The sequence below is a fragment of the Frigoribacterium sp. CFBP9030 genome (assembly GCF_034045195.1).
GTDB lineage: Bacteria > Actinomycetota > Actinomycetes > Actinomycetales > Microbacteriaceae > Frigoribacterium.
In genome coordinates this window covers 300,828-318,080 of the sequence record NZ_JAXCWG010000002.1, presented here as the reverse complement: position 1 = coordinate 318,080, position 17,253 = coordinate 300,828, and the positions used below count along the sequence as shown (strand labels likewise).

General features: G+C 69.2%; 15 protein-coding genes and 1 tRNA gene. 14 read left to right on the top strand and 2 right to left on the bottom strand.

What is annotated here, in order from left to right; genetic code table 11:
• From hisF to SOM13_RS03610, 13 genes are all read left to right on the top strand, one after another.
• A complete protein-coding gene (gene hisF / locus SOM13_RS03670; RefSeq protein ID WP_243213395.1) occupies positions 1–795 on the top strand; it encodes an imidazole glycerol phosphate synthase subunit HisF in 795 nt (264 codons plus the stop codon).
• On the top strand, positions 792–1,184 hold the full coding sequence (gene hisI, locus SOM13_RS03665) for a phosphoribosyl-AMP cyclohydrolase (protein ID WP_320477183.1): 393 nt from the start codon (positions 792–794) through the stop codon (positions 1,182–1,184). The genes hisF and hisI overlap by 4 nt, the downstream gene beginning before the upstream one ends.
• A complete protein-coding gene (locus SOM13_RS03660) occupies positions 1,171–2,700 on the top strand; it encodes an anthranilate synthase component I (protein WP_320478956.1) in 1,530 nt (509 codons plus the stop codon). The genes hisI and SOM13_RS03660 overlap by 14 nt, the downstream gene beginning before the upstream one ends.
• Positions 2,700–3,314: a Trp biosynthesis-associated membrane protein gene (locus tag SOM13_RS03655; RefSeq protein WP_192060330.1), complete on the top strand. Its 615-nt coding sequence runs from the start codon at positions 2,700–2,702 to the stop codon at positions 3,312–3,314. The genes SOM13_RS03660 and SOM13_RS03655 overlap by 1 nt, the downstream gene beginning before the upstream one ends.
• A 40-nt stretch (positions 3,315–3,354) precedes the next feature.
• A complete protein-coding gene (locus SOM13_RS03650; protein ID WP_192060587.1) occupies positions 3,355–3,609 on the top strand; it encodes a DUF6704 family protein in 255 nt (84 codons plus the stop codon).
• A complete protein-coding gene (gene trpC, locus SOM13_RS03645) occupies positions 3,610–4,383 on the top strand; it encodes an indole-3-glycerol phosphate synthase TrpC (RefSeq protein ID WP_320478926.1) in 774 nt (257 codons plus the stop codon).
• Positions 4,383–5,591: a tryptophan synthase subunit beta gene (gene trpB / locus SOM13_RS03640; RefSeq protein WP_243213402.1), complete on the top strand. Its 1,209-nt coding sequence runs from the start codon at positions 4,383–4,385 to the stop codon at positions 5,589–5,591. Before trpC ends, trpB begins: the two co-directional genes overlap by 1 nt.
• Positions 5,588–6,400, top strand: a complete 813-nt coding sequence (gene trpA, locus SOM13_RS03635; RefSeq protein ID WP_374231363.1) for a tryptophan synthase subunit alpha — start codon at positions 5,588–5,590, stop codon at positions 6,398–6,400. Before trpB ends, trpA begins: the two co-directional genes overlap by 4 nt.
• A gap of 74 nt (positions 6,401–6,474) precedes the next feature.
• Complete coding sequence (lgt, locus tag SOM13_RS03630; protein WP_243213403.1) at positions 6,475–7,476, top strand: prolipoprotein diacylglyceryl transferase; 1,002 nt, start codon at positions 6,475–6,477, stop codon at positions 7,474–7,476.
• A 272-nt stretch (positions 7,477–7,748) separates the two neighbouring features.
• Positions 7,749–12,326: a glutamate synthase large subunit gene (gene gltB, locus SOM13_RS03625; protein WP_243213404.1), complete on the top strand. Its 4,578-nt coding sequence runs from the start codon at positions 7,749–7,751 to the stop codon at positions 12,324–12,326.
• Positions 12,319–13,776 (top strand): glutamate synthase subunit beta, encoded by a 1,458-nt coding sequence (locus SOM13_RS03620; RefSeq protein WP_320478925.1) that lies wholly within the window; start codon positions 12,319–12,321, stop codon positions 13,774–13,776. Before gltB ends, SOM13_RS03620 begins: the two co-directional genes overlap by 8 nt.
• Positions 13,777–13,851: 75 nt before the next feature.
• Positions 13,852–15,300, top strand: a complete 1,449-nt coding sequence (pyk, locus tag SOM13_RS03615) for a pyruvate kinase (protein ID WP_243213406.1) — start codon at positions 13,852–13,854, stop codon at positions 15,298–15,300.
• Positions 15,301–15,383: 83 nt separating this feature from the next.
• Positions 15,384–15,941 (top strand): hypothetical protein, encoded by a 558-nt coding sequence (locus tag SOM13_RS03610; protein WP_320478924.1) that lies wholly within the window; start codon positions 15,384–15,386, stop codon positions 15,939–15,941.
• A gap of 112 nt (positions 15,942–16,053) precedes the next feature.
• Here the strand turns inward: SOM13_RS03610 and SOM13_RS03605 are convergent, their stop codons facing one another.
• The gene (locus tag SOM13_RS03605) at positions 16,054–16,257 is read right to left on the bottom strand and encodes a cold-shock protein (RefSeq protein WP_055797427.1); all 204 of its coding nucleotides are present in this window, start codon (positions 16,255–16,257) and stop codon (positions 16,054–16,056) included.
• 245 nt (positions 16,258–16,502) lie between these two features.
• Positions 16,503–16,585: transfer RNA gene (locus SOM13_RS03600), tRNA-Leu, on the bottom strand.
• Between the two features lie 39 nt (positions 16,586–16,624).
• On the opposite strand from SOM13_RS03600, the gene SOM13_RS03595 reads away from it, so the two are divergent.
• Positions 16,625–17,230 (top strand): ANTAR domain-containing response regulator, encoded by a 606-nt coding sequence (locus SOM13_RS03595; protein ID WP_192060336.1) that lies wholly within the window; start codon positions 16,625–16,627, stop codon positions 17,228–17,230.
• Positions 17,231–17,253: the final 23 nt, after the last annotated feature.

Sequence of the window (17,253 nt, the reverse complement as noted above, 5' to 3'; positions counted from 1 at the left end):
ATGACTGCCGCCGACCCGACGCTGGCCGTCCGGGTCATCCCGTGCCTCGACGTGGCGGCCGGTCGTGTCGTCAAGGGCGTCAACTTCCTCGACCTCCGCGATGCCGGCGATCCCGTCGAGCTCGCGCGCACCTACTACGAGCAGGGCGCCGACGAGATCACCTTCCTCGACGTCACCGCGACGGTCGACGAGCGCGCGACCATGTACGACGTGGTCCGCGCCACGGCCGAGCAGGTCTTCATCCCGCTCACGGTCGGGGGCGGGGTCCGCTCGACCGACGACGTCTCGCGTCTGCAGGCCGCGGGTGCCGACAAGATCGGCATCAACAGCGCGGCGATCGCCCGACCGGCCCTCGTCGGCGAGATCGCCGACCGCTTCGGCGCCCAGGCCGTGGTGCTCTCCCTCGACGTGAAGCGCTCCCCGCGAACGCCGTCCGGCTTCGTGGTGACGACCCACGGCGGTCGCACCGAGACCGATCTCGACGCGCTGGTCTGGGCGCGAGAGGCGGTCGAACGCGGTGCCGGCGAGCTCCTCGTCAACTCGATCGACGCCGACGGCACCCGTGAGGGCTTCGACCTCGAGCTGGTCGCGTCGATGCGCGACGTCAGCCGTGTCCCCGTCGTCGCTTCAGGAGGCGCGGGTGCGGTCGAGCACTTCGCCCCCGCCATCCAGGCGGGCGCCGACGCGGTGCTCGCCGCCTCCGTCTTCCACACCGGTCAGCTGACCGTCGACGACGTCAAGCGCGAGCTGGCGGCGTCCGGCATCCTGGTCCGTCGATCGCAGGAGCACTCATGACCGCCCCCCTCACCCGCGAGTCCGCCGCACCGGTCGTCGCCCGCGCGCGCTTCGACGCCGATGGGCTGCTGCCCGCCATCATCCAGGAGGAGTCCTCCCGAGACGTCCTCATGATGGGCTGGATGGACGCCGAGGCGTTGATCCGCACGCTGACCGAGGGCCGGGTCACCTTCTGGTCGCGGTCCCGTCAGGAGTACTGGCGGAAGGGCGACACCTCGGGTCACGCGCAGTTCGTCCGCTCGGCGGCGCTCGACTGCGACGACGACGTCCTGCTCGTCACCGTCGAGCAGATCGGGGCCGCCTGTCACACCGGCGCGCACTCCTGCTTCGAGGTCGGTCCGTTGTCGCCGGTCACGGCCACGTCGATCGACGGAGATCCTCGTGTCTGACCGGGGCACCACCTCCCGGGCCGAGTTCGACGCGGCCCTGTCCGGCCACCGCGTCGTCCCGGTCGTCCGCGACCTCTTCGGCGACGGCGAGACGCCGGTGGGCGTCTACCGGAAGCTCGCGGCGGGGCGACCCGGCACGTTCCTGCTGGAGTCCGCCGAGCAGGGCGGCATCTGGTCGCGCTGGTCGTTCGTCGGTGTGTCCTCCTTCGGAGTGCTCACCACCCGCGGAGACGACGTCGAATGGATCGACTACGGCATGAGCCGCGAGCGTGCGCTGGGCGATGCGACCGGGCGACCCCTCGAGGTGCTCTCCGCGCTCTTCGAACGCTGGCAGACGCCGCGCCTCCGCGAGCTGCCGCCCCTGACCGGTGGGCTCGTCGGCTTCATCGGCTGGGAGGCCGTCCGCGAGCTCGAGTCGCTGCCCGACGCGCCGCCCGCCGAGTTCGAGGTCCCGTCCCAGGCCCTCAGCTTCGTGAGCGAGCTGGTGGCGCTCGATCACCGCACCGGCGCCGTCATGCTGATCGCCACGGTGCTGAACGACGAGACCGACACCTCCGACGCCCTGTGGGCCGACGCGCAGTCGCGCCTCGACGGTCTGCAGAGTCGTCTGGCCGAGCCCAGCGAGGCGTTCCTCTCCGACGTCGATCTCACGATCGCCCCCGACCCGGTCCGACGCACGAGCGACGCCGAGTACGGGGCGGCCATCGAGCGGTCGAAGCAGTACATCCGCGACGGCGACGTCTTCCAGGTGGTCGTGTCGCAGCGGTTCGACCACGAGCTCACGGCCGATCCGCTCGACGTCTATCGCGTCCTCCGCACTCTCAACCCGAGCCCTTACATGTACCTCGTGAGCCTCGACGACGTCGACGGTCGGCCCTACTCGATCGTCGGATCGTCGCCCGAGGCCCTGGTCAAGGTCGACGGACGGCGCGCCTACACGCACCCCATCGCCGGTTCGAAGCCGCGTGGCGGCAACCCCGAGGAGGATCAGCTGCTCGCCGACCAGCTGGCCTCCGACCAGAAGGAGCGAGCCGAGCACCTGATGCTCGTCGATCTCGCCCGCAACGACCTGCTCAAGGTCTGCACCCCGGGTTCCGTCGAGGTGACCGAGTTCATGCAGGTCGAGCGCTTCAGCCACATCATGCACCTCGTGTCGAGCGTCGAGGGGGATCTCGCTCCGGGGCACAACGCCATCGACGCCTTCCGGGCCACGTTCCCCGCAGGCACCCTGTCGGGCGCGCCCAAGCCCCGCGCCCTCGAGATCATCGACGAGCTCGAACCGGCGCAGCGGGGGGTCTACGGCGGGGTCGTGGGCTACTTCGACTTCGCGGGTTCGGCCGACGTCGCGATCGCCATCCGCACCGTGCTCCTGCAGGGCGGCACCGCGCGGGTCCAGGCCGGCGCCGGTCTCGTCGCCGACAGCGATCCCGTCGCGGAGAACGAGGAGGCGCGCAACAAGGCCGCGGCCCCCTTGCGTGCCGTGGCCGTGGCCAACGCCATGACGAGGCTCGTCTGATGAGCGCCCGCCGCATCAAGCTCACGACGATCCTGCTCGGGATCCTTCTGGCTGCCGTGGTGCTCCTCGCCTGGACGCAGCCGTGGTTCGAGCTCGCGATCAGCCTGCCCCAGGGCGGCTCCGACCGCGTGACGGCCAGCGGAGACGTCGCCGGCGGCGCCCTTTCGGCGCTCTCGCTCGCGAGCCTCGCCCTGTTCGCCGCGCTGACCATCGCGGGTCGCGTCTTCCGCATCGTGCTCGGCGTGCTGCAGACCCTGCTCGGCGTCTGCGTCGCCCTCGGGGCCGGAACATCCCTGGCCGACCCGATCGGCGCCTCCGGAACCCCCATCACCACGGCGACCGGCGTCGAGGGGGCCGAGTCGCTCGTGTCGCTCGTCGACTCCGTCTCGGCCACGCCCTGGCCGTGGGTGGCGCTGGTGACCGGCATCGTCTCGGCGCTGCTCGGCGTCGCCGTCGTCGTCCTCTCGGGGATGTGGCCCCAGGCCACCCGGAAGTACTCGGCGACCCGGCTCGTGGCCGCCGATCCCGCGACCGACCCGGCCGCCGCCTGGGACACCCTCTCGAGCGGGGACGACCCCACCGAGAGTCCCGACGAGACGGCCCGCAGCCGGTAGACTCGTCGCGTCCCATCTTGATCCAAGGAGCACCGTGAGCATTCAGACGAAGCCCGACGACCGCCACGAGGCCGCCGAAGACCTCGGTCACGGCAACTCGCCCGCCGCGTGGACGGCTGTGATCATCATGCTGGTCGCTTTCTCCATCGGCACCGTCGCCTTCTTCCTCGCCATCCCGTGGATCGTCTGGGCCTCCGCCGGGCTCGTGATCGTCGGGCTCGTCGTCGGGCTCGTGCTCAAGCGCGTCGGGTACGGCGTCGGCGGTCACCGCTATGTCCCGAAGGCGCACAACTAAGTGCTGGAAGACCTCTACGCCGGCTCCCTGGCCGATGCCGAGGCCCGGCGTGAGCTGGCGCCGTTCGCGTCGGTCGAGGCGGCCGCCCTCGAACGTCCTGCGGCACTCGACGCCCTGGCCGCGCTCCGACCCGACGAACGCGTCAAGATCATCGCCGAGGTGAAGCGGGCCAGCCCGTCCCGCGGCGATCTGTCCGACATCGCCGATCCCGCCTCCCTCGCCGTCTCGTACGCGACGGGTGGGGCCAGCGCGATCAGCGTCCTCACCGAGGGTCGCCGATTCAAGGGCACCCTCGCCGATCTCGAGGCCGTCCGACAGGTCGTCGACGTCCCCGTGCTCCGCAAGGACTTCATCGCCGACCCGTACCAGGTCTTCGAGGCGCGTGCCGCAGGCGCCGATCTGGTCCTCCTCATCGTCGCCGGCCTCTCGCAGCCCAGACTCGTCGAGCTGCACGAGCTCGTGCGGTCGCTCGGTATGACCGCGCTGATCGAGACCCACTCGGCCGACGAGGTCCGACGCGGTCTCGACGCCGGCGCCGAGCTGCTCGGCGTGAACGCCCGCGACCTCTCGACGTTCGAACTCGACCGCGATCTGTTCGGTCGACTCGCCGACGGCATCCCGTCCGGTGTCGTCCGCGTCGCCGAATCCGCCGTCGCGTCACCCGACGACGTCGCCCACTACCGTCGCGCCGGCGCCGATGTCGTGCTCGTGGGCGAGGCCCTCGTCACGCACGGCGACCCGGTCGACGCACTCACCCGCTTCCTGGAGGTCTGATGGCACTGCGCGACGAGACGGGGCCCTACTTCGGCTCCTTCGGGGGGCGCTTCGTCCCCGAATCCCTGGTGGCTGCACTCGACGAACTCGACTCGGCCTACAAGGCCGCGGCGGTCGATCCCGAGTTCCAGGCGGAGCTCCGTGCCCTGCACGCGACGTACACGGGTCGACCCTCGATCATCACCGAGGTCCCGCGCTTCGCCGAGCACGCCGGCGGGGCGCGCGTCATCCTGAAGCGCGAAGACCTGAACCACACGGGTTCGCACAAGATCAACAACGTGCTCGGACAGGCGCTGCTCGCCCGCAAGCTGGGCAAGACCCGGCTGATCGCCGAGACGGGCGCCGGGCAGCACGGTGTGGCGACCGCCACCGCGGCCGCCCTGTTCGGCATGTCCTGCGTCGTGTACATGGGCCAGGTCGACACCGAACGTCAGGCCCTCAACGTGGCCCGCATGCGCCTCCTCGGGGCCGAGGTCGTCTCGGTCACGACCGGGTCGCGCACGCTGAAGGACGCCATCAACGACGCGATGCGCGACTGGGTCGCCAGCGTCGACACCACGCACTACGTCCTCGGCACGGTCGCCGGTCCGCACCCCTTCCCGGCGATGGTGCGCGACTTCCACAAGATCATCGGCGAAGAGGCTCGCGAGCAGGTCCTGGCGCTCACCGGGTCGCTCCCGGACGCCGTCACGGCGTGCGTCGGCGGCGGGTCGAACGCCATGGGCATCTTCCACGCGTTCCTCGACGACCCCTCGGTCGAGCTCTGGGGCTACGAGGCCGGGGGAGACGGCGTGGAGACCGGTCGTCACGCGGCGTCGATCACCCTGGGTCGGATCGGCAACCTGCAGGGCACCAAGTCGTACCTCATGCAAGACGAAGACGGGCAGACGCTCGAGAGCCACTCGATCTCGGCCGGCCTCGACTACCCGAGCGTCGGGCCCGAGCACGCCTGGCTCGCCGAGAGCGGACGGGCCCACTACGAGCCCGTGACCGACGCCGAGGCGATGGCCGCGTTCAAGCTCCTCACTCAGACCGAGGGCATCCTGCCCGCGATCGAGACGGCGCACGCCCTCGCCGGCACGATCAAGCTCGGTCAGCGTCACCCCGACTGGACGATCCTGGTCTCGATGAGCGGCCGAGGCGACAAAGACGTGGCGACCGCCAGCCGCTACTTCGGCGTCCTCGACGAGCAGGCGCAGCAGCTGTGAGCGGCGCCGACGCCCCCACGGGCAGCAAGGTGGCGGCGGCCATCCGAGCTCGTCGCGAAGCCGGGTCCGGCGCCGTGATCGGATACCTCCCCGTGGGGTTCCCCGATCTGGCGACGAGCATCGAGGCCGCTGTGACGCTCGCCGAGAACGGCATCGACGTCATCGAGCTGGGCATGCCGTACTCCGATCCCGTCATGGACGGACCGGTCATCCAGGCCGCCACGCAGAAGGCACTCGCCGAGGGCTTCCGAGTCCGCGACGTCTTCACGGCCGTCCGCGAGATCACCTCCCGTGTCGACACCCCGGTCGTCGTCATGACGTACTGGAACCCGGTCGAGCAGTACGGCGTCCAGCGCTTCGCCGACGACCTCGCCGCTGCGGGCGGTGCCGGTCTCATCACCCCCGACCTCATCCCCGACGAGGGCTCCGCGTGGATCGCCGCCGCCGAGGCCGCCGACCTCGATCGGGTCTTCCTCGCCGCGCCGTCCTCCAGCGAGGCTCGACTCCGCCAGTCGGTGGAGGCCAGCCGCGGATTCGTCTACACGGTGTCGACGATGGGCATCACCGGCACCCGCACCGACGTCGATTCCGCGGCGCACACCCTCGTCGACCGCCTTCGTGAGGCAGGTGTCGAGTACGCGTGCGTCGGTCTGGGCATCTCGACCGCCACCCAGGTGCGTGAGGTCCTCGCCTACGCCGACGGGGCGATCATCGGCTCGGCCTTCGTGCGCGCCCTCGCCGAGGGCGGGCTCGACGCCCTCGCCGAGGTCGCAGCCGATCTGTCGTCGGGCGCCACCGTCTCACGCTGACTCCTGCTCGCGCTAGAGTCTTCCCGCGTCGGCCCGCCGACACCCCGTGTTCCCCGTGAAAGGCGTTTCCGCCCGTGTTCGTTCCCCTGAGCATCCCGAGTCCGTCCGCCGAATGGCAGTACTTCGACGTGACGGCCTGGATCAACGAGACCTTCGGCGCCTCGGTGCCGGGTTCGCTGCGCATCCACGCCTACGCCCTCTGCATCCTGGCCGGCATCGTCATCGCCGGCATCATCACGAACCAGCGTCTGAAGCGCCGCGGGGCCGAGAGCGGCGTCGTGATCGACGTCATGCTGTTCGCCGTTCCGCTCGGCATCATCGGCGGTCGCTTCTTCCACGTCATCACGCACCCGGGCGACTACTTCTCGTCGCCCGACCAGTACGTCCACGTGTTCTTCATCTGGGAGGGCGGTCTCGCGATCTACGGCGCCCTCCTGTTCGGCGCCCTCGGCGTCTGGCTGGGCTGCCGGTACTCGGGTCTGCGCTTCTGGACCTTCGCCGACGCCCTGGCCCCCGGGCTTCTCGTGGCTCAGGCCTGCGGTCGACTGGGCAACTGGTTCAACAACGAGCTCTTCGGCATGCCGACCGACCTGCCCTGGGGTCTCGAGATCCAGTCGAGCAACCCGGCGTACCCCACCGGGCTCCCCGAGGGCACGCTGTTCCACCCGACGTTCCTCTACGAGATCGTGTGGATGCTCGCGGGTGTCGCGATCCTGCTGCTGATCGAGCGCAAGACCACTCTCGAATGGGGCAAGGCGCTGTCGTTCTACCTCGTCTGGTACGGCATCGGCCGGGCCTGGTTCGAGTCGATCCGCACCGACCCCAGCCTGCTCTTCTTCGGCATCCGCACCAACGTCTGGATGAGCTTCGCCGCCATCCTCCTGGGCATCGTCATCTACGTCGTCGCCACGCGACGGCACCCCGGTCGGGTGCCCAGCGCCTACGCCCCGGGGCGGTCCCCGATCGATCGCGACACTGAGCTAGACTCGCGACGCACGGAAGCGGACGACGACGACCCCGAACTCGTCGCCGTCGGAGCATCGGACGACACCGCCGATACGACACCGCGGTCCTAGGGCACACAGCCCCGGTACCACCGCACCAGGCCAGGGATCCCACGACTCGACCGAGTCACGGCCTCCCTCCAGCCGGAGCCGCTCCCGCATCGAGAACCACCTCACGACCGCCACAAGCTGTCAGGGCAACTCCGCTGAGCCGAAGCACCACCGGACAACCGATCCACCGTCCGGTCGGCGACCGACGTCAGCCGCACCTCCGCGGCGACGTCCAGTGACACGGGCCGACGACGTCCCGACTCCTACAGGATCTCTTCGTGAGGACGGATTCCATGGCCCCCACGCCAGCCCATCAGCAGTTCAGCACGGTCCCCTCCGCGGTCGGTCTCTACGACCCCCGCAATGAGAAGGACGCCTGCGGTCTCGCCATGGTCGCGACCCTCCGGGGCACCGCCGGGCACGACATCATCGACGCGGCCCTCGGCGCTCTGCGCAATCTCGAGCACCGCGGTGCCATCGGATCGGACGCCGGCACCGGCGACGGAGCCGGCATCCTCTGCCAGATCCCCGACGCGTTCTTCCGCGACGAGGTCGACTTCGAGCTGCCCGAGGCGGGGGAGTACGCGGTCGGCATCGCCTACCTGCCCCTCGACGAGCAGGAGCGCGCCGAGCTGAAGACCGGCATCGAGCGCATCGCCGATCTGGAGCACCTGGACGTGCTCGGGTGGCGCGACGTGCCCGTGCGCCCGGACGAACTCGGGACCTTGGCGCGCAACGCCATGCCCGCCTTCGAGCAGCTCTTCCTGGCGAGCCGTCAGAGAGGCGCCGACGGTCGGCGCCTGTCGGGCGTCGAGCTCGACCGACGCGCCTTCCGTCTGCGGAAGCGCGCCGAGCGCAAGCTCTCCGCCTACTTCACCTCCCTCGGCAGTCGCACCATGGTCTACAAGGGCATGGTGACGACACTCCAGCTGGAGCCGTTCTACCCCGACCTCAGCGACGAGCGCTTCGCCTCGAAGCTGGCCATCGTCCACTCGCGGTACTCCACGAACACGTTCCCGTCGTGGCCTCTCGCCCAGCCGTTCCGCATGATCGCGCACAACGGCGAGATCAACACGGTCCGCGGCAACCGCAACTGGATGCGCGCGAGGCAGTCGCAGCTCGAGTCCGAGCTGATCGGCGACCTCAAGCCGCTCCTGCCGATCGTCAGCCCGGGTGCCAGCGACTCCGCCTCGTTCGACGAGGTGGTCGAGCTGCTCAGCCTGACCGGCCGGTCGCTCCCTCACGCGATCATGATGATGGTCCCCGAAGCGTGGGAGAACCAGGTCGACATCGACCCCGAGCTGCGCGACTTCTACGAGTACCACTCGATGCTCATGGAGGCGTGGGACGGCCCCGCCGCCATCACCTTCACCGACGGCTCCGTCGTCGGGGCGACGCTCGACCGCAACGGTCTCCGTCCGGGCCGCTACCTGGTCACCGACGACGGGCTCGTCGTGCTCGCCAGCGAGATCGGCGTCCTCGACATCGACCCCGCCAAGGTCGTCCGCAAGGGGCGCCTGCGCCCCGGCAAGATGTTCCTGGTCGACACCGAGGCCGGGCGACTCATCGAGGACGACGAGATCAAGCGCGACCTCGCTGCGGAGGCTCCGTACGGCGACTGGCTGGCCGAGGGGCGCATCCACCTGTCCGACCTCCCCGACCGCGAGCACATCGTCCACACTCCGGCGTCGGTGACGCGGCGCCAGCGGACCTTCGGATACACCGAAGAAGAGGTGCGGATCCTCCTCGCCCCGATGGCGAAGACCGGCGCCGAGCCCCTCGGGGCCATGGGCAGCGACACGCCCATCGCCGTCCTGTCCGAGCGCCCGCGCCTCCTGTTCGACTACTTCACGCAGCAGTTCGCCCAGGTGACGAACCCGCCGCTCGACTCGATCCGCGAGCAGGTCGTGACCTCGCTGAAGCTCGGCCTCGGCCCCGAGCGCAACCTGCTCGCGGCCACACCCGAGCATGCGCGCCAGGTCATCCTGGACTTCCCGGTCATCGACAACGACGAGCTGGCGAAGATCCAGCACATCGACCCGAGCCCGGGCTCGCGCGCCACGTCGACCATCCGGGGTCTCTACCGCTCTGACAAGGGACCTCGTGCGCTCGAGAAGCGCATCGCGGCGATGTGCAACGAGGTCGACGACGCGATCGAGGCCGGGGCGCGCTTCATCGTCCTCTCCGACCGCGACTCGAACCAGGACTTCGCGCCGGTCCCCTCGCTTCTGATGATCGCCGCCGTGCATCATCACCTGATCCGCACCGAGAACCGGATGAAGGTCGGGCTGATCGTCGAGGCCGGCGACGTGCGCGAGGTCCACCACGTCGCCACCCTGATCGGCTACGGCGCGTCGGCGGTGAACCCGTACCTCGCGATGGAGACCAGCGAGAACCTCGTCCGGTCGGGCATGATCACGGGTCTGTCGCCCGAAGACGCCGTGCACAACCTGATCAAGGCGCTCGGCAAGGGCGTGCTGAAGATCATGTCGAAGATGGGCATCTCGACCGTCTCGAGCTACGCGGCGGCGCAGGCCTTCGAGGCCGTGGGCCTCAGCCGCGAGTTCGTCGACACCTACTTCACGGGCACCTCGACGATGCTGGGCGGCATCGGCATCGACGTCATCGCGGCCGAGAACAAGGAGCGTCACCTCAGCGCCTACCCGGCCGACGGCTCCGTCGTCGCCCACGAGCGTCTGGCGACGGGCGGCGAGTACCAGTGGCGTCGCGAGGGGCCCAAGCACCTCTTCAACCCCGACACGGTCTTCCGTCTGCAGCACGCGACGCGCACCCGCCGCTACGACATCTTCCGCGAGTACACGAAGCTCGTCGACGACCAGGCCGAAGACCTCATGACCCTCCGCGGCATGTTCGCCTTCAAGCACGGCGTCCGTCCGTCGATCCCACTCGACGAGGTCGAGCCCATCGAGGCCATCGTCAAGCGCTTCTCCACGGGTGCGATGAGCTACGGGTCGATCTCGAAGGAGGCGCACGAGACTCTCGCGATCGCCATGAACCGTCTGGGCGGCAAGTCCAACACGGGTGAGGGCGGAGAAGACGTCGAGCGTCTGCTCGACCCCGAACGCCGCAGCGCCGTGAAGCAGGTCGCATCCGGACGCTTCGGCGTCACGAGCATGTACCTGACCCATGCGACCGACATCCAGCTGAAGATGGCGCAGGGCGCCAAGCCCGGCGAGGGCGGCCAGCTGCCGCCGACCAAGGTCTACCCCTGGGTCGCCCGGACTCGTCACGCGACCCCCGGCGTCGGTCTCATCTCGCCGCCGCCGCACCACGACATCTACTCGATCGAAGACCTCAAGCAGCTGATCTTCGACGTCAAGCGGGCGAATCCGACCGCTCGGGTCCATGTGAAGCTCGTCAGCCAGTCGGGCATCGGCGCGGTCGCCGCGGGGGTCACCAAGGCCCTCGCCGACGTCGTCCTCGTCTCGGGGCACGACGGCGGAACGGGTGCCAGCCCGTTGAACTCGCTGAAGCACGCGGGCACCCCCTGGGAGATCGGCCTCGCCGAGACGCAGCAGACGCTCATGCTGAACGGCATGCGCGACCGCGTCGTCGTCCAGGTGGACGGCCAGATGAAGACGGGTCGCGACGTGATGATCGCGGCGCTGCTCGGCGGCGAGGAGTTCGGCTTCGCGACGGCCCCGCTGATCGTCGAGGGCTGCATCATGATGCGCGTCTGCCATCTCGACACCTGCCCGGTGGGCGTCGCGACGCAGAACCCCGAGCTCCGCGCCCGGTTCTCGGGCAAGCCCGAGTTCGTCGTCAACTTCTTCGAGTTCCTGGCCCAGGAGGTGCGCGAGTACCTGGCCGAGTTGGGGTTCCGCTCCCTCGACGAGGCGATCGGCCGCACCGACGTGCTCGACGTCGACCGGGCCATCGACCACTGGAAGGCCTCCGGTCTCGACCTCGCGCCGGTGCTCGTCGGCCCGGCGTTCGCCGACGACGAGCCTCGACGCAACCACCGCCCGCAGGAGCACGAGCTCGAGAAGCACTTCGACGTCGGCCTCATCGAGCAGAGCATGTCCGTGCTCGAGAACGGCGGGCGGGTCGAACTCCGACTCCCCATCCGCAACACCGAACGCGCGGTCGGCACGATGCTCGGTCACGAGGTCACCGTGCGGTACGGCGAGAACGGACTCCCCGAGGGCAGCATCGATATCACCCTCACGGGCTCGGCGGGTCAGTCGCTGGGGGCGTTCCTCCCCGCGGGCATCACCCTCCGACTCGAGGGCGACAGCAACGACTACGTCGGGAAGGGTCTCTCCGGCGGCGACATCGTCGTCCGTCCCGACCGCTCGAGCACCTTCACGGCCGAGGCCAACGTGATCGCGGGCAACGTCATCGGCTACGGAGCCACCCGGGGGAGCATGTTCATCCGGGGCATCGTGGGCGAGCGCTTCCTGGTCCGCAACTCGGGTGCCAGCGCCGTCGTCGAGGGCGTCGGCGACCACGCGCTCGAGTACATGACGGGTGGTCTCGCGGTCATCCTCGGCGACACCGGCCGGAACCTCGGTGCGGGCATGTCCGGAGGCACGGCCTACGTGCACCGTCTGCGGACGGAGCGGGTCAACTCCGACGCGCTCGCCTCCGGCGAGCTGCAGCTCCACCCGCTCGGCAGCGCCGACGCCGAGATCCTGACCGATCTGCTCTCCCGGCACCTCGCCGAGACCGGGTCGCCCGTGGCCGAGAGACTCCTCGCCGACCTCGAGACGACCGTCTCGGAGTTCGTCAAGGTCCTCCCGCGGGACTACGCCGCCGTCCTCGCCACCCGGCAGACGGCCGTCGACGAGGGTCTCGACCCCGATGGCGACGAAGCTTGGAAGCGAATCCTGGAGGTGACCGGTGGCTGATCCCAAGGGATTCCTGAAGACGCAGAAGCGTGAGCTCCCGAAGCGGCGTCCCGTGTCGGTGCGGCTCATGGACTGGAAAGAGGTCTACGAGCAGCAGGAGTCGGGCGAGCTCCGCCGGCAGGCCGGCCGCTGCATGGACTGCGGCGTGCCCTTCTGCCATCAGGGCTGCCCGCTCGGCAACCTGATCCCCGAGTGGAACGACCTCATGTGGCGCGGCGAGGGCCGACAGGCCATCGAGCGCCTGCACGCGACCAACAACTTCCCCGAGTTCACCGGTCGCCTCTGCCCCGCCCCCTGCGAATCGTCGTGCGTGCTGGGCATCAACCAGCCGCCCGTGACCATCAAGCAGGTCGAGGTCTCGATCATCGACCAGGCGTTCCAGAACGGCTGGGTCACCCCCCACCCGCCCGAGCGTCTGACCGGCAAGACCGTCGCCGTCGTGGGGTCCGGCCCTGCCGGGCTCGCGGCTGCGCAGCAGCTGACCCGCGCCGGTCACACCGTCGCCGTCTACGAGCGCGACGACCGCATCGGCGGCCTGCTGCGCTACGGCATCCCGGACTTCAAGATGGAGAAGAAGCAGATCGAGCTCCGTCTCGCGCAGATGCAGGCCGAGGGCACCCGCTTCCGAGCGGGCGTCGAGATCGGTCGCGACATCGCCTGGGACGACCTCCGGGCGCGGTACGACGCCGTCGTGGTGGCCACCGGGGCCACGGTGCCCCGCGATCTGCCGATCCCGGGCCGTGATCTGTCGGGCATCCACTTCGCGATGGAGTACCTCGTCCAGCAGAACCGGGTCGGTGCAGGCGACACCGTCGTCGACCAGATCTCCGCAGAGGGCAAGCACGTCGTGGTCCTCGGGGGCGGCGACACCGGCGCGGACTGCATCGGCACGGCGCACCGTCAGGGCGCTCTCTCGGTCACGAACCTCGCCATCGGTCAACAGCCTCCGGAGGAGCGGCCCGAGACCCAGCCGTGGCCCATGTTCCCGACGGTGTTCGAGGTCTCGAGCGCCCACGAGGAGGGCGGCGAGCGGATGTTCCTCGCGTCGACGGTGGAGTTCCTCCGCAACGACGTCGGCGAGGTGCGGGCGATCCGCGTGGCCGAGACCGAGTACCTCGACGGCCGCCGGGTGCCCAAGGCCGGCACCGAGCGGGAGATCCCCGCCGACCTCGTCCTCCTGGCGCTCGGCTTCACGGGTCCCGAGCGGGACGAACTCGAAGAGCAGCTGCGACTGCCCTTCGACGGGCGCGGCGCTCTGGTCCGCGACAAGACCTACGAGACGAGCGAGGCCGGCGTGTTCGTCACCGGCGACGCGGGTCGGGGTCAGTCGCTGATCGTGTGGGCGATCGCCGAGGGGCGGGCGGCCGCATCGTCGGTGGACGCCTATCTCGAGGGTCAGACGACTCTGCCGTTCCCGGTCGCACCCACCGATCGCTCCATTTCTGTCTGATCGTCCGCCCGGGCGGGAATAAGCTAATACGGCGGGCCTGAGTCGTCCGACACCATCCCCAGACGTTAGGAACACATGAGACGCGCAAAGATCGTCGCCACCCTCGGGCCGGCGACATCGAGCTACGACGACATCCGAGCGATCATCGACGCGGGTGTCGACGTGGCCCGGATGAACCTCAGCCACGGCAGCTACGACGTCCACGAGAGCGTGTACAAGAACGTCCGTCAGGCGGCGGACGACGCCGGGCGTCCCGTCGCGGTCCTCGTCGATCTCCAGGGGCCGAAGATCCGGCTCGGCAAGTTCTCCGACGGCCCGCACGATCTCGCCGTGGGCGACGTCTTCAAGATCACGACCGAGGACATCCTCGGCACGAGAGACATCTGCGGCACGACGTTCAAGGGCCTGCCCGCCGACGTCAGCGCCGGCGATCCGCTGCTCATCGACGACGGTCGCGTCAAGCTCCGCGTGCTCGAGTCCGACGGCACGACCGTCACGACCGAGGTCGTCGTCGCCGGCACCGTCTCGAACAACAAGGGGATCAACCTCCCCGGCGTCGCCGTCAACGTGCCCGCGCTGTCCGAGAAGGACGAAGCCGATCTGCGGTGGGGGCTGACCCTGGGTGCCGACCTCATCGCCCTCTCGTTCGTGCGGGATGCGGACGACGTCGACCGCGTGCACGAGATCATGGCCGAGGAGGGCCGGAAGGTCCCGGTCATCGCGAAGATCGAGAAGCCCCAGGCGGTCGACAACCTCGAGGCCATCATCGACGCGTTCGACGGCATCATGGTCGCCCGCGGCGACCTCGGGGTCGAGCTGCCCCTCGAGGCGGTGCCGATCGTGCAGAAGCACGCGGTCGAGCTGTCCCGTCGCATGGCGAAGCCCGTGATCGTCGCCACGCAGATGCTCGAGTCGATGATCTCGAGCCCCATCCCCACGCGAGCCGAGACGTCCGACGTCGCCAACGCCGTCCTCGACGGTACGGACGCCGTCATGCTGAGCGGCGAGACCAGCGTGGGGGAGTACCCCGTCATCACGGTCCAGACCATGGCCCGCATCGTGCAGTCCACCGAAGAGCACGGACTCGAGCGCATCCCGCCCCTCGGTACCAAGCCGCGCACGCAGGGTGGCGCGATCACCCTCGCCGCCGCCGACGTCGCCGACTTCGTCCAGGCGAAGTTCCTCTGCGTGTTCACGGAGTCCGGTGACTCCGTCCGTCGGATGTCGCGCCTCCGCCACTCCATCCCGATCCTCGCCTTCACCCCGAACGAGGCGACCCGGCGCCGGATGGCCCTCAGCTGGGGCGTCCAGTCGCACCTGGTCGAGAACGTCACCCACACCGACGCCATGTTCGCGCAGGTCGACGACATCCTGATCGGCAAGAAGCTGGCCGACGTCGGCGACAAGGTGATCGTCATCGCCGGCACCCCTCCGGGAATCGCCGGGTCGACGAACGATCTGCGTGTGCACCGGGTCGGCGACGCGCACGGCGAGGCCGCTCCGGCTTACGCCGAGCTCGCCTAGCCAGACACACCAGTACCGCACCGGCGCCGCCGGGTCCTCGACGGGCTCGGCGGCGTCGTGTTGTCCGGGCGTATCCTGTGGCCATGTCGGTCGGCCCGTCTCACCCAGCGTGCTTCGTCTTCGACGGACGCCTGTACGTCGTCCCGAGCGGATCCGATCTCAGCGTGTCCGAATCGGCGCGAGCCCTGCGTTCCCGATCCGCCATCGAGCTCTCCGGTCCGACGCCCCCGGGAGGCGCGGCTCACTGGGTCGTGACAGGAGCCGTCGGCGGCGGGGTCGCCTTCGCCGTGATCGCCGCCGCGGGCGGCTGGCATGTCACCGCGCTCCTCTCGCTCCTGCTGTGCTTCACGATGGGCGCGCTCGTCGGGGCCCTCCTCGCAGCGGGGACGCATTCGCTCGTCGGGGCGGCGACCGGCGAAGGGCAGGCGGCTCCCCGGGCTTCGCACGCCGTCGAGGTCCCGAAGGACGTCGCGTCGTCGGCTCCTGACGACTCGACCGGTGACGAGCTCGTTCTCTGGTCGACGCTCGTGTCGCGGTACCGGCGAGCGGACGCGACGGCCTCGGGAGCAGAGCATCTCGAAGCGGCTCGGGACTACGAGACGGTCGCGCGCCTCCTCGGTCTCCCACCAGGCCGCGAATGAGGCGAGACGTCGGCGACACAGAAGAAAGCCCCGACCCACCGGAGTGGATCGGGGCTTTCTCGTCGATATCGGGCGGACCCGAGATCATCGGCGCCTCGAGGACGCCGCCGAGTCAGATGACGCGGATGTTCTCGGCCTGGAGGCCCTTGTTGCCCTGAGCGGTGTCGAATTCGACCTTCTGGTTCTCCTCCAGGTTGCGGTAGCCGTCGCCGGCGATCGCGGAGAAGTGCGCGAAGACGTCAGTGGATCCGTCGTCGGGGGTGATGAAGCCGAAGCCCTTTTCGGAGTTGAACCACTTAACGGTACCTGTAGCCATTTTTCTTGTTCCTTATATTTTCAGAGTTGTCATTCCCGATTTCGAGAACGCTCGTCGCGGTGCCTTTTTGTCCGCTCCCTCTGAGAACGACGCCACCGGACCCGACTCCCGGAGAAGTCCGACCTGGAACGTCGCGAGATACAAATGCGTAACACAACAACCAGTGATGCAACTGTAGTGCACAAGACCGGCCCGCACGCCACTTCATCGACGGAGATGTCGGAAAAAGTCGCTGGCCGCGTTCGTGCCGGATGTGGGACTCGAACCCACACGCCCTCTCGGACAGAGCATTTTGAGTGCTCCGCGTCTGCCATTCCGCCAATCCGGCTCACGACGACCGAGGCAAGAATACCGTAGGCTCTGCTTCGTGAGTGACCAGGAAGCAACCCCAGCAGCACCCCGTCGCGTCGTCGTGGCCGAAGATGAGTCCCTCATCCGGCTCGACATCGTCGAGATCCTCCGCGACAACGGCTACGAGGTCGTCGGCGAGGCCGGAGACGGCGAGACCGCCGTCGCCCTCGCCACCGAGCTCCGGCCCGATCTCGTCATCATGGACGTCAAGATGCCGAAGCTCGACGGGATCAGCGCGGCCGAGACGCTGAGCAAGAACCACATCGCGCCCGTCGTCCTCCTGACGGCCTTCAGCCAGAAGGAGCTCGTCGAACGGGCGAGCGAGGCCGGCGCCCTGGCCTACGTCGTCAAGCCGTTCACACCGAACGACCTCCTGCCGGCGATCGAGATCGCCTTGTCGCGCTACACGCAGATCATCACGCTCGAGGCCGAGGTCGCCGACCTCGTCGAGCGCTTCGAGACCCGCAAGCTCGTCGACCGGGCCAAGGGCCTGCTCAACGAGAAGATGGGGCTGACCGAGCCCGAGGCCTTCCGCTGGATCCAGAAGGCGTCGATGGATCGCCGACTGACGATGCACGACGTCGCGCAGGCGATCATCGAGCAGCTCAGCGCCAAGAAGTAGACCCGAGTCGCGCGACGAGGCCG

Excerpts from the sequence above, each read along its gene's own strand:
- hisF (WP_243213395.1), top strand. The coding sequence starts at position 1 with ATGACTGCCGCCGACCCGACGCTGGCCGTCCGGGTCATCCCGTGCCTC.
- hisI (WP_320477183.1), top strand. The coding sequence starts at position 792 with ATGACCGCCCCCCTCACCCGCGAGTCCGCCGCACCGGTCGTCGCCCGC.
- SOM13_RS03655 (WP_192060330.1), top strand. The coding sequence starts at position 2,700 with ATGAGCGCCCGCCGCATCAAGCTCACGACGATCCTGCTCGGGATCCTT.
- trpB (WP_243213402.1), top strand. The coding sequence starts at position 4,383 with ATGGCACTGCGCGACGAGACGGGGCCCTACTTCGGCTCCTTCGGGGGG.
- gltB (WP_243213404.1), top strand. The coding sequence starts at position 7,749 with ATGGCCCCCACGCCAGCCCATCAGCAGTTCAGCACGGTCCCCTCCGCG.
- pyk (WP_243213406.1), top strand. The coding sequence starts at position 13,852 with ATGAGACGCGCAAAGATCGTCGCCACCCTCGGGCCGGCGACATCGAGC.
- SOM13_RS03610 (WP_320478924.1), top strand. The coding sequence starts at position 15,384 with ATGTCGGTCGGCCCGTCTCACCCAGCGTGCTTCGTCTTCGACGGACGC.
- SOM13_RS03605 (WP_055797427.1), bottom strand. The coding sequence starts at position 16,257 with ATGGCTACAGGTACCGTTAAGTGGTTCAACTCCGAAAAGGGCTTCGGC.